The sequence below is a fragment of the Candidatus Enterococcus ikei genome (genome assembly GCF_017316105.1).
Lineage (GTDB): Bacteria > Bacillota > Bacilli > Lactobacillales > Enterococcaceae > Enterococcus_L > Enterococcus_L ikei.
Map to the genome: position 1 here is coordinate 31995 of NZ_JAFLWD010000034.1, position 17037 is coordinate 49031.

General features: G+C 36.2%; 14 protein-coding genes. 12 read left to right on the top strand and 2 right to left on the bottom strand.

Annotated elements, in window-relative coordinates; all coding sequences use genetic code 11:
* Positions 1-26 precede the first annotated feature (26 nt).
* The 5 genes from xerC (at position 27) to JZO69_RS13210 (ending at position 4957) form a co-directional block, all read left to right on the top strand.
* Positions 27-926 (top strand): tyrosine recombinase XerC, encoded by a 900-nt coding sequence (xerC, locus tag JZO69_RS13190; RefSeq protein WP_207113331.1) that lies wholly within the window; start codon positions 27-29, stop codon positions 924-926.
* A gap of 147 nt (positions 927-1073) precedes the next feature.
* On the top strand, positions 1074-1622 hold the full coding sequence (gene hslV, locus JZO69_RS13195) for an HslVU peptidase proteolytic subunit (RefSeq protein ID WP_207113332.1): 549 nt from the start codon (positions 1074-1076) through the stop codon (positions 1620-1622).
* A gap of 17 nt (positions 1623-1639) precedes the next feature.
* Positions 1640-3043, top strand: coding sequence for an ATP-dependent protease ATPase subunit HslU (gene hslU / locus JZO69_RS13200; RefSeq protein WP_207113333.1), 1404 nt, complete (start codon positions 1640-1642; stop codon positions 3041-3043).
* 234 nt (positions 3044-3277) lie between these two features.
* A complete protein-coding gene (gene codY / locus JZO69_RS13205; protein WP_207113334.1) occupies positions 3278-4069 on the top strand; it encodes a GTP-sensing pleiotropic transcriptional regulator CodY in 792 nt (263 codons plus the stop codon).
* Positions 4070-4081: 12 nt separating this feature from the next.
* The gene (locus tag JZO69_RS13210) at positions 4082-4957 is read left to right on the top strand and encodes an aldose 1-epimerase family protein (protein WP_207113335.1); all 876 of its coding nucleotides are present in this window, start codon (positions 4082-4084) and stop codon (positions 4955-4957) included.
* Positions 4958-5022: 65 nt separating this feature from the next.
* Here JZO69_RS13210 and plsY read toward each other — a convergent pair whose 3' ends face one another.
* Positions 5023-5655, bottom strand: a complete 633-nt coding sequence (gene plsY, locus JZO69_RS13215; protein ID WP_207113336.1) for a glycerol-3-phosphate 1-O-acyltransferase PlsY — start codon at positions 5653-5655, stop codon at positions 5023-5025.
* 117 nt (positions 5656-5772) lie between these two features.
* On the opposite strand from plsY, the gene JZO69_RS13220 reads away from it, so the two are divergent.
* From JZO69_RS13220 to JZO69_RS13250, 7 genes are all read left to right on the top strand, one after another.
* Complete coding sequence (locus JZO69_RS13220; protein ID WP_207113337.1) at positions 5773-6198, top strand: CoA-binding protein; 426 nt, start codon at positions 5773-5775, stop codon at positions 6196-6198.
* Between the two features lie 122 nt (positions 6199-6320).
* Entirely contained in the window at positions 6321-8396 is a 2076-nt protein-coding gene (gene parE / locus JZO69_RS13225) for a DNA topoisomerase IV subunit B (RefSeq protein ID WP_207113338.1), read from the top strand.
* A gap of 12 nt (positions 8397-8408) precedes the next feature.
* Positions 8409-10880 (top strand): DNA topoisomerase IV subunit A, encoded by a 2472-nt coding sequence (gene parC / locus JZO69_RS13230; RefSeq protein ID WP_207113339.1) that lies wholly within the window; start codon positions 8409-8411, stop codon positions 10878-10880.
* Between the two features lie 287 nt (positions 10881-11167).
* Positions 11168-13414: a formate C-acetyltransferase gene (gene pflB / locus JZO69_RS13235; protein ID WP_207113340.1), complete on the top strand. Its 2247-nt coding sequence runs from the start codon at positions 11168-11170 to the stop codon at positions 13412-13414.
* Positions 13415-13479: 65 nt separating this feature from the next.
* Entirely contained in the window at positions 13480-14244 is a 765-nt protein-coding gene (pflA, locus tag JZO69_RS13240) for a pyruvate formate-lyase-activating protein (RefSeq protein ID WP_207113341.1), read from the top strand.
* Between the two features lie 95 nt (positions 14245-14339).
* The gene (locus tag JZO69_RS13245) at positions 14340-15266 is read left to right on the top strand and encodes a manganese-dependent inorganic pyrophosphatase (RefSeq protein ID WP_207113356.1); all 927 of its coding nucleotides are present in this window, start codon (positions 14340-14342) and stop codon (positions 15264-15266) included.
* A gap of 92 nt (positions 15267-15358) precedes the next feature.
* On the top strand, positions 15359-16297 hold the full coding sequence (locus tag JZO69_RS13250) for a DUF1803 domain-containing protein (RefSeq protein WP_207113342.1): 939 nt from the start codon (positions 15359-15361) through the stop codon (positions 16295-16297).
* Between the two features lie 89 nt (positions 16298-16386).
* Here JZO69_RS13250 and JZO69_RS13255 read toward each other — a convergent pair whose 3' ends face one another.
* The gene (locus JZO69_RS13255; protein WP_207113343.1) at positions 16387-16920 is read right to left on the bottom strand and encodes a DUF2179 domain-containing protein; all 534 of its coding nucleotides are present in this window, start codon (positions 16918-16920) and stop codon (positions 16387-16389) included.
* Positions 16921-17037: the final 117 nt, after the last annotated feature.

The window sequence follows — 17037 nt, forward strand, 5'->3', positions numbered from 1 at the left end:
TTTGTAAATTAACGGAGGGATCTAATATGCAGGAGAAAAACTGGCCAGAGCTATTCTTACAATATCTGATCGTTGAGCGTGGTTATTCTGAAAAGACTAAGATTGCATATAAAGAAGATATTCTTAACTACTTTAAATTTTTGAAAAAAACTGGAAATGCTGACTATTTAGGTGTTGATCATTTAGACATCCGCACGTACCTAAGTTATCTTTATGATGAAAAATATAGCCGAAATTCTATTAGCAGAAAAATCGCTAGTTTACGGTCTTTCTACCAATTTTTACTTAAAAATGAAGTGATCAAAGAAAATCCTTTTTCCTATGTACACATGAAGAAAAAGCAATTGCGGCTCCCTCGTTTTTTCTACGAAAAGGAGATGGATGCTTTATTTGACAGTACTAAAGGCTCTAGCCCTTTAGATTTGAGAAATCAAGCATTATTAGAAATTCTATATGGTACTGGAATTCGTGTGAGTGAATGTGCAAACTTAACTCTACAATCGATCGATTTTTCTGCAAATGTATTACTTATTCATGGAAAAGGAAACAAGGATCGTTACGTGCCTTTTGGCTCCTTCGCACAAGATGCCCTTAAAGAATATCTAGAAAATGGTCGGGCTGTTTTGATGGAAAAATATCATAAAGAACATGCATTTGTTTTTGTGAATCATCACGGTGAACAGATAACCCCAACAGGAATTGAGTATGTATTAAATAAGCTGATCAAAAAAAGTACGTTGAACAGCGATATTCATCCACATATGCTTCGACATACATTTGCTACTCATTTATTAAATAATGGCGCTGATATGCGGACTGTTCAAGAATTATTAGGACATTCAGATTTATCTACGACGCAGATTTATGCGCATGTTACGAAAGAAAGCTTACAAAAAAATTATCGAACATTTCATCCTCGTGCATAATGAGTGATGTTTTGATTAGCTTCACAGGTCTGTTCTTTGGGAAAAAGTTAAAATCGAATGTGACAAAGAACGTCACGGTCATTTTTTCCTATTTTCTTATCAGAGCTAAACGAGCCTGTATAGCTTTTAAAATTAGGAGGAATTATAATGGTTGAATCACAATTTCATTCAACAACAATTTGTGCAGTTGAAAAAGACGGAAAATTCGCGATGGCTGGTGACGGTCAGGTAACAATGGGCGAATCAGTCGTTATGAAAGGAACTGCAAAAAAGGTTCGTAGAATTTATAATGACGAAGTTGTTGTCGGTTTTGCTGGAAGTGTAGCCGATGCTTTTACACTTGAAGAAAAATTTGAAGGAAAATTAAATGAATATAATGGCAACTTAACTCGAGCTGCCGTTGAACTAGCACAAGAATGGCGCACTCAGCAGTCGATGCAAAAATTAGAAGCCATGTTGATCGTTATGAATAAAAAAGAGATGTTACTTGTTTCAGGAACAGGAGAAGTAATCACACCAGATGATGGTATCTTAGCAATTGGTTCAGGAGGAAATTTTGCTTTATCTGCCGCTCGTGCCATGAAACACTTTGGAGACAAAGAAATGTCGGCTAAAGACATCGCTAAAAACGCCTTGAATATTGCAGCAGATATCTGTGTGTTTACAAATCATAATATTATTGTAGAAGAATTATAAATGGGGGACAAATGACCATGAACGAACTAAATAAAACACCAAGAGAAATCGTCAAAGAATTAGATGAATATATTATTGGACAAGAAACAGCAAAAAAATCAGTTGCGGTAGCATTAAGAAATAGATACCGTCGCTTACAACTGGAAGAAAAAATGCAGCAAGATGTCACACCTAAAAATATGCTGATGATCGGACCTACAGGTGTCGGTAAAACAGAAATTGCCAGACGTTTAGCAAAAATCGTCAACGCTCCTTTCATCAAAGTTGAAGCAACTAAGTTTACAGAAGTCGGCTATGTTGGTCGTGATGTAGAATCAATGGTTCGTGACTTAGTTGAAAATGCGATTCAAATCGTCGAAAAACAACAATACAGCCGCGTTTATTCGCAAGCTTTAAAAAAAGCCAATAATCGTTTAGTAAAAGTTCTTGTACCAGGAATCAAAAAAGAACAAAAACAAACATCCAACAACCAGTTCGAACAAATGATGCAAATGTTCAATAGTACACAACAACCGCAAGAAACACAAGAAGAAGTTACAGATGAAATCAAGGTCAACCGCAAGAACATCCTTGATCAACTGGAAAAAGGCTTATTAAATAATCGTGAAGTAACGATTGAAATAGAAGAACCTAAAAAAACGATGCCTGCAATGAATAACGGAATGGAACAGATGGGCATTGATTTGAATGAAACATTAGGAGCTTTATCGCCTAAGAAAAAGGTTGAACGAACAGTAACAGTCAAAGAAGCGCAAGAACTATTAGTTAAAGAAGAATCTGCAAAAATCGTCAAAGATGCGGATATCCATAGCGAAGCCATTCGTTTAGCTGAAAATAGCGGTATTATTTTTATTGATGAATTTGATAAAATCACCTCTAAAAGTCAACAAAATTCTGGTGAAGTTTCTCGTGAAGGCGTACAACGTGATATTTTACCAATCGTTGAAGGCTCACAAGTCAATACAAAATACGGTCCTATCCAAACGGATCACATTTTATTTATTGCATCAGGCGCGTTCCATTTATCTAAACCAAGCGACTTGATTCCTGAACTGCAAGGACGTTTCCCGATTCGTGTCGAATTGGATGATCTGACAGCTGAAGACTTTGTTCGGATTTTAACAGAGCCAAATAACGCATTGATCAAACAATATATCGCTTTGATCGGTACAGAAAACGTCACAGTCATCTTTACAAAAGAAGCTATCGAACGAATTGCCAATATTGCTTTTAATGTCAATCGTGACACAGATAACATCGGCGCTCGTCGTTTACACACGATTTTAGAACGTTTGTTGGAAGATTTATTATTTGAAGCACCAGACATGCAAATGGGTGAGATTACAATCACAGAAGCCTACGTGAATGAAAAGCTTAATAGTATTGTTCAAAATGAAGATTTAAGTCGCTACATTCTTTAGGATCACTTGGACTTATGGTTATAGGAGTTTGTTCAACTGTTCCTTTGAACTATAGTTAAGAAAAGCTAAAAGTGCAAAGGGACAAGGTGTTACATGTATTATCCAGCTTCAAGAGCTAGTCTTTTTGGAAATAGATAAACAATAAATGAGACAAAAAACGTCTCAGATCTTTTGTCCTAATTTCCTTTCAAGGCTGAACAAGCTCTTTCAGCTTTTAAACTAGGAGGAGTAAAAATGACTACACTATTAGAAAAAACCCGCCAAATCAATAAGCTTTTACAGCAAAAAAATACTTTTGATCAAAAAGCCGATTTACCTTATGATAAAATGGCAATGATTTTGGGTGATGTCTTGGACAGTAATGCCTACATTATTAGCAACAACGGAGTTTTGTTAGGGTATAACGAAAAATTAGATGTTAATAATGCTCGTGTCAAACACATGTTTGAGGAAAAAAGATTCCCGCAAAGCTACACAGATGCTGCTGACAATTTAAATAAAACAGAAGCCAACATTTCGATTACTAGTGATTTAACAGCCTTTCCTGTTGAATTACGTGAAAAATATCCTTTTGGTCTAACAACGATCGTACCGATGTTTGGTGCAGGCAAACGTTTAGGAACGATTATTTTAGCCAGGGTAGAGCAATCATTTGATGATGAAGATCTTGTCTTAGCAGAATATAGTGCCACAGTTGTTGGTATGCAAATTTTGTATCAACAATCAAGAAACATCGAAGCCGATGTTCGTAGCGCAACTGCTGTACAAATGGCAATCAACACATTATCTTATAGCGAACTAAAAGCTGTTCAAGCAATATTTAAGGCTTTAGATGGCGAAGAGGGAAGATTGACTGCTTCAAGTATTGCAGATGAAATCGGGATTACTCGTTCTGTTATTGTAAATGCCTTAAGAAAATTAGAATCAGCTGGTATTATCGAATCAAGATCATTAGGAATGAAAGGAACATACCTGAAAGTCCTAAATAAACAATTTATCAAAGAATTGGAAAAAGATAATAAGTAGGAGGCTTTTAAAATGACGGTACAGATTGAAAATGAATTTCTGATTGCAACATTCGCTGAAGATGGAGCCGAACTAGTTAGCTTAAAATCTAAAAAGAATGAGATTGAGTATATTTGGCAAGGAGATCCAGCCTTTTGGGGACGTCATGCACCTGTATTATTTCCTTTTGTAGGACGTTTAAAAGATGATAAGTATACCTACGAAAACCAAACTTACCCAATGGGGCAACATGGTTTCGCTAGGGACAGCCTTTTTGAAGTGGTCGAACATGGACCAGAATTAGTTTCGTTATCGTTAAAAAGTAACAAAGAAACGAAAAAAGTGTATCCTTTTGATTTTGAATTGATTATTTCTTATACTTTAGAGGAAAATAACCTTGTTGTTCATTACCAAGTTGAAAATACCGGCAACGATGACATGTATTTTTCAATCGGCGGCCATCCAGCATTTAATGTTCCATTAGAACAGAACTTAACCTTTGATGATTACTACTTAAGTTTTGCTCCTAAAAAATCGAGAACACAAATTCCTTTAGTTGGTCCTTTCGCTGATTTTGAACATAAAACATTAGGTCAAACGAATACTAGTCTTGATTTACGCCGTAAGTTATTCGAAAACGATGCAATCATTTTTGAAACTAAAGGTGCAAATACTTTCACAATAGAAACAGATGAAAGTCCACACAGTATTAGTTTAAGCTATACAGACATGCCTTACGTTGGCATTTGGTCTCCTTATCAGAAAGAAGCGCCATTCGTTTGTATCGAGCCGTGGTGTGGCATTGCAGACGAGGTAAGTACAACGGGAAATCTTGTTGATAAAAAAGGGATCAACAAATTAGCAAGCTCAGAAATATTTAAAACCCAATACACACTTACAACTAACTAAGATAACTAAAAAGCTAAGGCATGAAGCGTAAAATCCTTCATGTCTTAGCTTTTTTTATTATTTGTTCACTTATTCTTCTTCATTCCCAAACCAAAAGGTACCCGACTTTCAGTTCCGTCTTTAATTCTTTTTATATTTTCTTTATGACGAAGAAAGATGAAGACTGTCAATGCTACAGCAATTGTCGTAAGTAGCCAGTCAAATCTTGGTAAAATCGCTGGAATAGCGAATGGCAAGATGACCGTCGAAAGTGTGATCAATACAGCGCTGATCATGCTAGATAAACTCACCATACTGGTAATGTATAACATAATAATAAATATTAATGCGGAATAAACAAAAAATGCTGGACTATAGGCCAAAAGCATTCCTGCACTTGTTGCAACAGCTTTTCCTCCTTTGAAATTTGCAAAAACTGGAAACGTATGACCTAATACAGCAGCCACACCAAAAATCAATGGATTAACATCTAAAGAAAACAATACAGGTAAACTAGTTGCTAATGTTCCCTTTAAAATATCCATGAATAAAACAGCGATTCCTGCTTTTTTCCCTAGAACTCTAAACGTATTTGTCGTTCCTGTATTCCCGCTACCAAATTGTCGAAGATCTTTTTTAAAAAAGAATTTTCCAACCCAAACACCAGAAGGAATGGAACCTAATAAATAGGCTATAACCAATAGCACCAAAAATTTCATTGAGCGACCTCTTTCTGTTCAAACTAGCATTTATTTTATCATGAATAGAAACAGCTAACAATAATTAAATATTCGTTGTATAATGAATTAGAAGAGAAATGAGAAAGGATGACTAAAATGTCTGTAGAAAACCCATCACAAGAACAAATATTTGATTATTTAAAACAAGCAAAACGAATTGCGGTCGTTGGTTTAAGCGCCAAAGAAGACCGAACAAGTTATAAAATAGCAAAATTACTACAAGAATACGGTTATGAGATCATTCCCGTGAATCCTTTATTGGCTGGACAAGAAATTCTTGGCGAAAAAGTGTACGAAAAATTGCAAGATGTCCCTGGTCCAATTGATATTGTCGACATTTTCCGACGAAGTGAGTTTTTACCCGAAGTTGCACAAGATTTTTTAGAAACAGATGCGAAAGTTTTCTGGGCACAATTAGGTTTAGAAAGTGAAGAAGCTGCTGAAATGTTGAAAAAAGCGGGCAGAAATGCTATTATAATGAATCGTTGCATTAAAATTGAATTAGCTGAAATGCCTAAATAGATGCAAATGATCTTAAGAAAGAGTTACCGAATAGGAAAGCTCTTTTTTTTTGAGAGCTTTTAGAGTATTATTGTAATGATGTGGCGAAAAGCCCTATAATTCAAGTATAAGGAGTTTTTTCTTTGGCGAAAAAAGTAAACAATGAATACAATGACGCCTCCATCCAGGTTTTAGAAGGATTGGAAGCTGTAAGAAAAAGACCAGGAATGTACATCGGCTCCACAGACAGCCGCGGATTACATCATTTAGTCTATGAAATCGTTGATAACGCAGTCGATGAAGCATTGTCTGGCTACGGAAATGAGATTAGCGTGACGATCCAAAAAGATAATAGCATCAAAATCACCGATTCTGGCCGAGGAATGCCAGTCGGTATGCACGCATCTGGAATCCCCACTGTAGAAGTTATTTTCACAGTTCTTCATGCTGGTGGTAAATTTGGACAAGGTGGATATAAAACATCTGGAGGACTGCATGGTGTAGGTGCCAGCGTCGTTAATGCACTATCTAGTTGGTTAGAAGTTCGAATCGTCCGTGACGGTGTCGAATATATGGAGCGCTTTGAAAACGGTGGAAGACCTGTCGGAACCTTAAAAAAAGTCGGAAAAACGAATAAAAAGAATGGAACATCTGTAATTTTCCTTCCGGATGAGACTATTTTTTCTACTATACATTTTTCATATGACACATTAGCAGAACGCCTAAGAGAATCTGCATTCTTATTAAAAGGTGTTAAAATCTCTCTAACAGACCATAGAGGGGAAGAACCAAAAGAAGAAATCTTTCATTATGATGAAGGAATCAAAGAATTTGTCGCCTACCTTAATGAGGAAAAAGATACTTTAACACCCGTTGTTTATTTTTCAGGAGAAAAAGACGGAATTGAAGTAGAACTTGCTTATCAATATAATGACGGCTATTCAGAAAATGTCCTTTCATTCGTAAATAACGTACGAACAAAAGATGGTGGTACTCATGAAGTGGGCATGAAATCTTCAATGACAAAAGCCTACAATGAATACGCAAGAAAAGTCGGTTTGTTAAAAGAAAAAGATAAAAATCTCGAAGGTAGTGACTTCCGTGAAGGACTAGCAGCAGTATTATCGATCCGTGTTCCGGAAAACTTATTGCAATTCGAAGGTCAAACAAAAGAAAAACTTGGAACGCCAATGGCACGTAATGCAGTTGACAACGTTGTCGGTGAACAAATGGGCTTTTATCTACAAGAAAATAGCGAAATGAGCCAACAATTGATCCGTAAGGCAATCAAAGCTCGTGAAGCTCGTGAAGCAGCCCGCAAAGCTCGTGAAGAAAGCCGAAATGGTAAAAAGCGGAAAAAAGGCGAATCACTTTTATCTGGTAAACTAACCCCGGCACAATCACGTAATCCTAAAAGAAATGAATTATACTTAGTCGAAGGAGATTCTGCCGGCGGTTCAGCAAAACAAGGACGCGACAGAAAATTCCAAGCGATCTTACCTTTGCGAGGGAAAGTTTTAAATACTGAAAAAGCGAAGATGCAGGATATTTTGAAAAATGAAGAAATCAACACGATGATCTATACAATAGGTGCAGGTGTTGGACCAGAATTTTCAATTGAAGACTGTAATTACGATAAAGTCATTATCATGACCGATGCGGATACCGATGGTGCACACATCCAAGTCTTGCTGTTAACATTCTTTTATCGTTACATGAAACCTTTGATCGAAGCAGGCAAAATTTACATTGCATTACCACCTCTTTATAAAGTATCAAAAGGACTTGGTAAAAAAGCCGTAACAGAATATGCTTGGACCGATGAAGAATTATCTAATGTTACAGAACAAGTCGGCAAAGGCTATATGCTTCAACGTTATAAAGGTTTGGGTGAGATGAATGCAGATCAGCTGTGGGAGACCACAATGGACCCTGAGACACGTACATTGATCCGAGTTAGAATAGATGACGCGGCACAAGCAGAACGCCGTGTAACGACACTGATGGGTGATAAAGTAGAACCTAGAAGAAAATGGATTGAACGCCACGTCCAATTCACCTTGGAAGAAGATGGCAGTATTTTAGATCGAAAAGATGGCGAAACAGAGATTTCCCCATCCATTTCAAATGAAGTACTAGATGAAGAAAAAAAAGAAGAAACTGAACGTAAAAATGCAGCAGAAGAAGCGGCAGAAATCAGTTTATTCGATTTAGAGTAGGGAGTGACGAATTTGGAAAAACGCCAAGATATTCAAGAGTTAACGCTTGAAGAAGTAATGGGCGATCGTTTTGGAAGATATTCCAAATATATCATTCAAGAACGGGCCCTACCTGATATTCGTGATGGGTTAAAACCTGTACAACGTAGAATTCTATTTTCCATGAATAAAGATGGAAATACTTTTGAAAAAAGTTTTAGAAAATCCGCAAAATCTGTCGGAAATATCATGGGGAATTACCATCCCCATGGTGACAGCAGTATTTACGAAGCGATGGTTCGTTTAAGTCAGGATTGGAAACTTCGCCAAGTATTGATTGAAATGCACGGAAATAACGGAAGTATGGATGGCGATCCGCCAGCTGCAATGCGTTATACGGAAGCTCGTTTATCTGAGTTAAGCGGAGAACTATTAAAAGATATCGAAAAAGAAACAGTCGATTTCGTTTGGAACTTCGATGATACTGAAAAAGAACCAACTGTTCTACCTGCTAAATACCCTAATTTACTCGTGAATGGTTCAACAGGGATCTCAGCAGGTTATGCAACAGAAATTCCTACACATAATTTATCAGAGATTATTGATGGTACGATTTACTTGATCGACCACCCAAATGCGACATTAGATAAATTGATGGAGTTTATTCCAGGACCAGATTTCCCAACAGGTGGAATTTTACAAGGGAAAGAAGAAATTAAAAAAGCTTATGAAACCGGTCGAGGAAAAGTCATTCTTCGTTCAAAAACAAGAATCGAACCTTTAAAAGGCGGTAAGCAACAAATCGTTGTGACTGAAATTCCATATGAAGTCAACAAAGCAACTTTAGTTAAAAAAATGGATGAAGTTCGTTTAAACAAAAAAATTGACGGTATCGCTGAAGTCCGCGATGAAAGTGATCGTACTGGATTACAGATTGCAATCGAATTGAAAAAAGATACAAATGCTGAAGGGATTTTAAACTATCTTTTCAAAAATACTGAATTACAGATCAATTACAACTTCAACATGGTTGCTATTGATAATATGACACCACAACAAGTGGGTCTAAAACGGATTTTAGATAGCTATATTGCTCATCGCAAGCAAGTAATCACTAACCGTAGCCAATTTGAATTGAATAAAGCTAAAAGACGTCAGCATATCGTTGCTGGATTGATCAAGGCCTTATCGATTTTAGACAAAGTAATCGAAACAATTCGTGGTAGTAAAGATAAAAAAGATGCTAAGATGAATTTAGTCAAAGCCTACGCATTTACCGAAGAACAAGCCGAAGCGATCGTTACTTTACAGTTATATCGTTTAACGAATACTGATATTACTCAGCTTGAAAAAGAAGCAGAAGAATTAAATCAACTGGTTACTGAGTTGACAAGAATTCTAAGTGACGAAAAAGAGCTATTCAATGTAATGAAAAAAGAATTGCGTGAAGTCAAAAAACAATACGGGAATCCGCGACTAACAAAGATCGAAGATGAAATCCAAGAAATCAAGATCGACACGAAAGTTTTAGTTGCTCAAGAGGACGTGGTTGTGACAGTGACACACGAAGGCTACATTAAACGCAGCAGTTTGCGTTCATATAGTGCTTCTAAACCTGAAGAGGTTGGCATGAAAGAAGGGGACTTCTTACTCTATACAGGTGAAGTCAACACGCTAGACCATATTCTATTGATTACGAACAAGGCAAATGTGATTTATCGACCCGTTCATGAACTTCCTGATTTAAGATGGAAGGAAATAGGTGAACATATTTCACAAACTATTCTAAATCTATCAATCGATGAATCGATCATCGCTGTGTACACCTATAAAGAACTGTCTCCAACAAAAACTTTTGTCTTCATGACAAAAGAAGGTATGATCAAACAAAGCAAAATGACCGACTTTGAACCTTGGAGAACTTATAAGAGCCGACCAACAAATTGTATGAAGCTAAAATCTGATTCAGATGAAATCGTAAATGTTTATTTAACAAATGAGCAAAAAGTTTTAGATGTCTTCTTAGTAAGTCATCGTGGCTTTGGTTTACGTTATCCGCTAGAAGAAGTCCCAGTTGTTGGGGCAAAAGCCGCTGGAGTAAAAGCGATGAACTTGAAAGATCAAGATTATGTAGTTAATGGCTTGCTTGTCCATGAAGATGGAGATACACCTATTGTGATATTGACCCAACGTGGAAGTATCAAACGGATGTTAGCACAAGAATTAACTCAACTTGGTAGAGCAAAACGTGGCTTAATGATTCTACGCGAGTTGAAAAAGAATCCTCATCGTGTCACCTTTATGTCCGAGAGTAGTCCTTTAGAATTACTAGTTACTACTCAAAATGGAAAACAATACACCATTGATTCAGAGAAGTACCCAATAAACGACCGGACATCAAATGGATCATTTATGCTTGATGAAAAACAAGATGGTGAAATTCTAGAAGTTCATGAAATGCATACAGCGGAATTAGAAGCAAAAACTGATGTGGAATCGAATTGATCGTTCCTCCTGTTCTATAGAATTAACAAAAAGAGGTATCTGTACTAGTACAGATACCTCTTTTTGTATAACAGATTTCTTACTTTCAACTTCGTTTGAAAATAACTTAGTACAACTAATCACAAAGAATAAACGCTTTTAAATAGGCGTTCGTACGATTTTTTATTCAAAAAACAAGTAATTCGCTCAAAATATAGTAAGGAAACACTTGCATAAAAGTCGTGTTGTGTTATACTAATCACATAAAGCTGTTACAATAGATTTCAGCATACTAAGGAGGCCCCAAAATGGAGCAATGGAAAGGCTTTAAAGGCGAAAAATGGCAAAAATCAGTAGACACACGTGACTTTATTCAAAGAAACTACACTGAATATACAGGTGATGACTCTTTCCTAGAGCCAATCGCGCCAAGCACTGACAAATTATGGACTAAATTACAGGAATTATTTGAAGTACAACATGAAAAAAATGGTGTGTACGATATGGACACAAATATTCCTGCAACAGTAACTTCACATGAACCAGGATATTTAATCAAAGAAGAAGAAACAATCGTTGGTTTACAAACAGACGTACCGTTGAAACAAGCATTTATGCCATTTGGCGGAATCAACATGGCGAATAATTCTTTAACTTCAAATGGTTACGAAGTAGACGCTGAGATGTCTAAAATTTTCACAGAGTGGAGAAAAACTCACAACCAAGGTGTTTTCGATGCTTACACACCTGAAATGAGATCAGCACGTAAAAATAAAATCATTACAGGCCTTCCTGATGCTTATGGTCGTGGCCGTATCATCGGTGACTATCGTCGTATCGCATTATATGGTATGGACTTCTTAATCGCTGAAAAGAAAAAAGATTTAAGCAATACAGGTAACAAAGTAATGACAGATGATGTTATTCGTTTAAGAGAAGAAATTTCTGAACAAATCAGAGCAATGGCTGATCTTAAAGAAATGGCTTCAACTTACGGATTCGATATTTCTAAACCAGCAGCAAATGCTCAAGAAGCAATCCAATGGTTATACTTTGGTTACTTAGGTGCTATCAAATCACAAAATGGTGCAGCAATGTCTATCGGACGTATTTCAGCATTCTTAGATATCTATATTCAACGTGATTTGGAAGCAGGATTGATCACTGAATTTGAAGCACAAGAAATGATCGACCACTTGATCATGAAATTACGTATGGTTAAATTTGCTCGTACGCCTGAATACAACCAATTATTCTCTGGTTACCCAATCTGGGCAACATTATCAATCGCTGGTATGGGATTAGACGGACGTTCATTAGTAACTAAGAGTGATTTCCGTATCTTACACACATTAACAAACATGGGTCCATCTCCTGAACCTAACTTAACTGTGTTATACTCTTCACATTTACCAGTTGGATTTAGAACATTCGCTTCTAAAATTGCGAAACAAAGTTCATCAATCCAATTTGAAAATGATGACTTATTACGCGCTAACTGGGGATCAGATGACTGTGCAATCGCATGTTGTGTATCTGCAACAGTTATGGGTAAAGATATGCAATTCTTCGGTGCTCGTGCGAACTTAGCAAAAGCTGTCCTTTATGCAATCAATGGTGGGGTAGACGAAAAAACGAAAATGCAAGTAGCTCCTAAGTTCCGTCCAATGACTGGCGATACTTTAGACTACAACGAATTTATCGATCGTTACAAAGATATTATGGATTGGTTAGCTGAATTGTATGTAAATACTTTAAATGTTATCCACTACATGCACGATAAATATTCTTATGAAGCAGCTCAATTAGCCTTCATGGAAAGTAACTTACAACGTACATTTGCTACTGGTATTGCAGGAATTTCACATGCTGCTGACTCAGTAATGGCTATCAAACATGGTAATGTACAAGTAATCCGTGACGAAGACGGTTTAGCAATTGACTATGTTCCTCAAAATGAGTTCCCAACTTATGGTAACGACAATGAAGAAGCAGATGCAATGGCTAACTGGATCCTTGAGTACTTCATGACTCAAATCAGACGTCAACACACATACCGTAATGCGAAACCTACAACATCATTATTAACAATCACTTCAAACGTTGTTTATGGTAAAGCAACTGGTAATACACCAGACGGACGTCGTGCGGGTAAACCATTAGCACCTGGTGCTAACCCAAGTTATCAAGATGGTAAATTCTTAGGTGAGAAAAATGGTCTTTTAGCATCACTTAACTCAACAGCTAGATTAGAATATACAAGTGCATTAGATGGAATCTCTAATACACAAACAATCAACCCTAATGGTTTAGGTAAAGATGATGATACAAGAATCGACAACTTACGTAACGTAATGGATGGCTACTTTGATAAAGGTGGTTATCACTTGAACGTTAACGTGTTCACAAACGAATTATTATTAGATGCACAAGCTCATCCAGAAAAATACCCTAACTTAACAATCCGTGTATCTGGATATGCCGTGAAATTCCGTGATTTAACTCCTGAGCAACAAGCAGACGTTATCTCAAGAACTTCACACGACAGACTATAATAAACAAACAACTGAAGGGTTGACTTCGTGTCAGCCCTTTTTTTAAAAGAAAAGGGGAACAAACAATGACAACTCCTGTTATCGGTAGAATTCACTCTACAGAAAATTTCGGAACCGTTGACGGACCCGGCGTTCGTTTCATCGTATTTACACAAGGTTGTCGCATGCGCTGCCAATTTTGTCATAATCCTGATACTTGGAAGATCGGTTCTGGCGGGCGAGAAGTCACAACGGATGAAGTATTAGAAGAAGCCATTAAATATCGCTCTTATTGGGGTGAAAAAGGTGGAATCACAGTCAGCGGAGGCGAACCTTTACTACAATTAGAATTTTTAACAGACTTATTTAAAAAGGCAAAAGAAAAAGGAATACATACAACCATTGATACTTGTGGTAAACCATTCACAAGAGAAGAACCATTTTTCAGTCAATTTCAAGAGCTGATGAATTACACTGATTTGTTGTTATTTGATATTAAACATATCGACAATGAACAACATAAATTATTAACCTCATTAGGAAATGAAAACATTCTAGAAATGGCGCAATATCTTTCTGAAATCGGAAAACCCGTTTGGATTCGTCATGTTTTGGTACCTGAACGCAGTGACTACGATGAATACTTGATTCGATTAGATACATTTATTAAAACATTAAAAAACGTCGATAAAGTCGAAGTTTTACCATACCATGTAATGGGTAAATATAAATGGGACGAATTAGGATTAGACTATCCACTTGAAGGGATCGAACCACCAAAAGATGATCGTGTAACAAACGCTAAGAAACTGCTTCATGTTGAAGATTATCAAGGGTATGCAACAAGATAGTTTATAAAAATAGAAAAGAGCGGCAATTATTGTTGTTTCTTTTCTATTTTTTGTTATTATTAATAATGAAGAAAAAGAAGGAGTGAATCATGATTATGTCAAAAATTCTTGTTTTTGGACACCAAAATCCAGATACAGATGCAATAGGAGCAGCAATTAGCTTCGCCTATTTACAAAAGGAACTAGGTAAAGATACCGAAGCAGTTGCTTTAGGTACGCCAAGTGAGGAAACTCAGTACGCATTAGATTATTTCAACGTAGATGCGCCAAGAGTAGTTGAAAGCGCAGCAGGAGAAACGAACCAAGTAATGCTGGTCGATCACAATGAATTTCAACAAAGTATTTCTGATATCGCCGAATTAAATATTTTAGCGGTTGTTGATCATCACCGCATCGCTAACTTTGAAACAGCTGATCCGTTGTATTACCGAGCAGAACCTGTAGGTTGCACAAGCACGATCGTTTTAAAACTATTTAAAGAAAGCAATGTCACAGTTCCTAAGCCCATCGCAGGAATGATGGTATCAGCAATTATTTCTGATACGTTACTATTCAAATCACCAACTTGTACCCAAGAAGACATTGATGCAGCAAATGAATTAGCGGATATCGCAGAAATCAATTTAGATGGCTATGGTTTAGATATGTTAAAAGCTGGTACAAATTTAAGTGATAAATCTGCTGAAGTATTATTAGATTTAGATGCTAAAAGCTTCCCAATGGGAACAAAAAATGTACGCATCGCACAAGTAAACACAGTAGATCTAAATGAAGTCCTAAGCCGTCAATCAGAATTAGAAGCTGCAATGAAGGTTGAAAACGCAACGAACGGTTATGATTTATTCGTTTTAATCGTCACTAATATTTTAAATAGCGATTCTGAACTATTAGTTATCGGAGACTCATTAGATAAAGTAGAAGCTGCATTTAATGTGACTTTAGAAAATAACCGAGCATTCTTAAATGGTGTTGTTTCTCGTAAAAAACAAGTTGTACCTCAATTAACTGAAGCGTTCAGCTAATTACACATCTTTAAGTAAAAACCACAGGTGAGCAATTAAGAGGCCATCCGTGGTTTTTACTATTATTTATAACAAGAAAGAGTGACTGAACTTTGGAAAATGTAACTTATTATTTTGGATCAACTAGCCATCAAGAACCCTTAAATAAGCTTGTCTCTGATCCATTGCTTAAGCAACTAGTGACTTACTTTTTTGAACGAAAAGAACAAGAAGTAATGTTGCGTCAAATAAAGACAGATATTCCAACAGATAGCAATATAGAGCTATATCTAGACAAGTTGATTAAGAACAATCTACTTGAACGAAAAAACAGAAGATACACGTTAACATTTCCAATCTATTCTGAACGTACGTTCCAAATAACTGTTCCTAATTCAATAACAACATCAATCCATAGAATCATAGAAGAAGACGCTAACCTAAGTTATTTTATATTTGGCGAGTGGTTGTGGGCAGTGCTTTTCGATGAAGAAACTGAAGACTATTTTTTTGGTGTAGATCATTCTTTGAACAACTCACCTAACTTTTTAAATAAAGTAGAAGTAGGGGACAGCACACTGCACTTTGTTTCAATTTTCCGAGAAAATCAAATGCCATTCGATTTAGCAAACTACTTTAGTTTACTTTCAAAAGGTCAGGCGATACCGAAACAGTTTGAACCCTTACAAAAGCTGATTGGCGACGTGGATCTCAATTACTTTATCCCACAAGTTCAAAAATTGCTTCGCTCAGTTAAACGAAACAAGTCTGTATCAAAGAAAATAAATATTTTCCAAGAAGCATTGTTATTGACCCAAGATTTAAAGAAAAGTGAAGAGGGGAAGCTGATTCTTGCGGTTCCAATGATCGAAAAAGATGCTCCATCAGAAGCTATTCAAGAAATATTAGAGCAACTTAAAGTAGAGTTATGTGCATTATGGGCAACAATTGAAAATAGAAATCAACGTCTATTTTTCAAAAAGCAATTATACTGTAGTTTATTTGATGATTGTTTAACACAAATAAACTCATTTAGTTATTTCAAACGTTAATCGGTTGTCTATAATTTTATTATGTTAACTAATTTATGCAATTAAAAACAACGCTACTTGAAGCTTATGAATCAAGTAGTGTTGTTTAATCAATTATTTCTTTTCCGCACTTTTTTTGTCCAAAATCCTCCAGAAATAAACTTAGGTTCATAAGATATGATAAAGGCTCTAGGTTCTTTTTCGTTGATTAGTTTATATAAACTACGCTCATTTTTCCGAGGAGAAAGAATCTCTAAAATCATCCGTTCACCTTCGCGACCTACACCAAAACTCTGAGTAACTCCGTAACCATGTTCTCTTAGTATTTCAGGCAAATTCAGCTGTTCTGTAGAAGAAGGAAGAATGGCTGTAACCATAATATAGCCTAAAGCTAAATAATCTTCGATCTTGATTCCAACACTGATACCTACAGCATAACCAAGTGCATAAACGACCAGATTCAACGGATTATCCAAACGATTAAGCACCATACTCAAACCTAAGACATAAATCGTGATCTCTGCCATGCTAACTAGAGGAGCAATGAGTCGATAACCTTTCATTGTAAGCATAAAGCGGATCGTGTTCAGTGTGATATAAGAAAAATTGACCACAAAAATTGTGACAAGCATTTTAATATCCATTTTTAATAATTCCTCTTTTCATTAAACAGTTCAGCATATTATAGTACAACATTATGAGAATTAAAATAGCGAAAGATAAAATAAAATAGAATTTTAGTTATAAGGAATGAAAAGCAA

Excerpts from the sequence above, each read along its gene's own strand:
- pflA (WP_207113341.1), top strand. The coding sequence starts at position 13,480 with ATGACAACTCCTGTTATCGGTAGAATTCACTCTACAGAAAATTTCGGA.
- JZO69_RS13245 (WP_207113356.1), top strand. The coding sequence starts at position 14,340 with ATGTCAAAAATTCTTGTTTTTGGACACCAAAATCCAGATACAGATGCA.
- hslV (WP_207113332.1), top strand. The coding sequence starts at position 1,074 with ATGGTTGAATCACAATTTCATTCAACAACAATTTGTGCAGTTGAAAAA.
- plsY (WP_207113336.1), bottom strand. The coding sequence starts at position 5,655 with ATGAAATTTTTGGTGCTATTGGTTATAGCCTATTTATTAGGTTCCATT.
- JZO69_RS13220 (WP_207113337.1), top strand. The coding sequence starts at position 5,773 with ATGTCTGTAGAAAACCCATCACAAGAACAAATATTTGATTATTTAAAA.
- xerC (WP_207113331.1), top strand. The coding sequence starts at position 27 with ATGCAGGAGAAAAACTGGCCAGAGCTATTCTTACAATATCTGATCGTT.
- hslU (WP_207113333.1), top strand. The coding sequence starts at position 1,640 with ATGAACGAACTAAATAAAACACCAAGAGAAATCGTCAAAGAATTAGAT.
- pflB (WP_207113340.1), top strand. The coding sequence starts at position 11,168 with ATGGAGCAATGGAAAGGCTTTAAAGGCGAAAAATGGCAAAAATCAGTA.
- JZO69_RS13255 (WP_207113343.1), bottom strand. The coding sequence starts at position 16,920 with ATGGATATTAAAATGCTTGTCACAATTTTTGTGGTCAATTTTTCTTAT.
- codY (WP_207113334.1), top strand. The coding sequence starts at position 3,278 with ATGACTACACTATTAGAAAAAACCCGCCAAATCAATAAGCTTTTACAG.
- JZO69_RS13210 (WP_207113335.1), top strand. The coding sequence starts at position 4,082 with ATGACGGTACAGATTGAAAATGAATTTCTGATTGCAACATTCGCTGAA.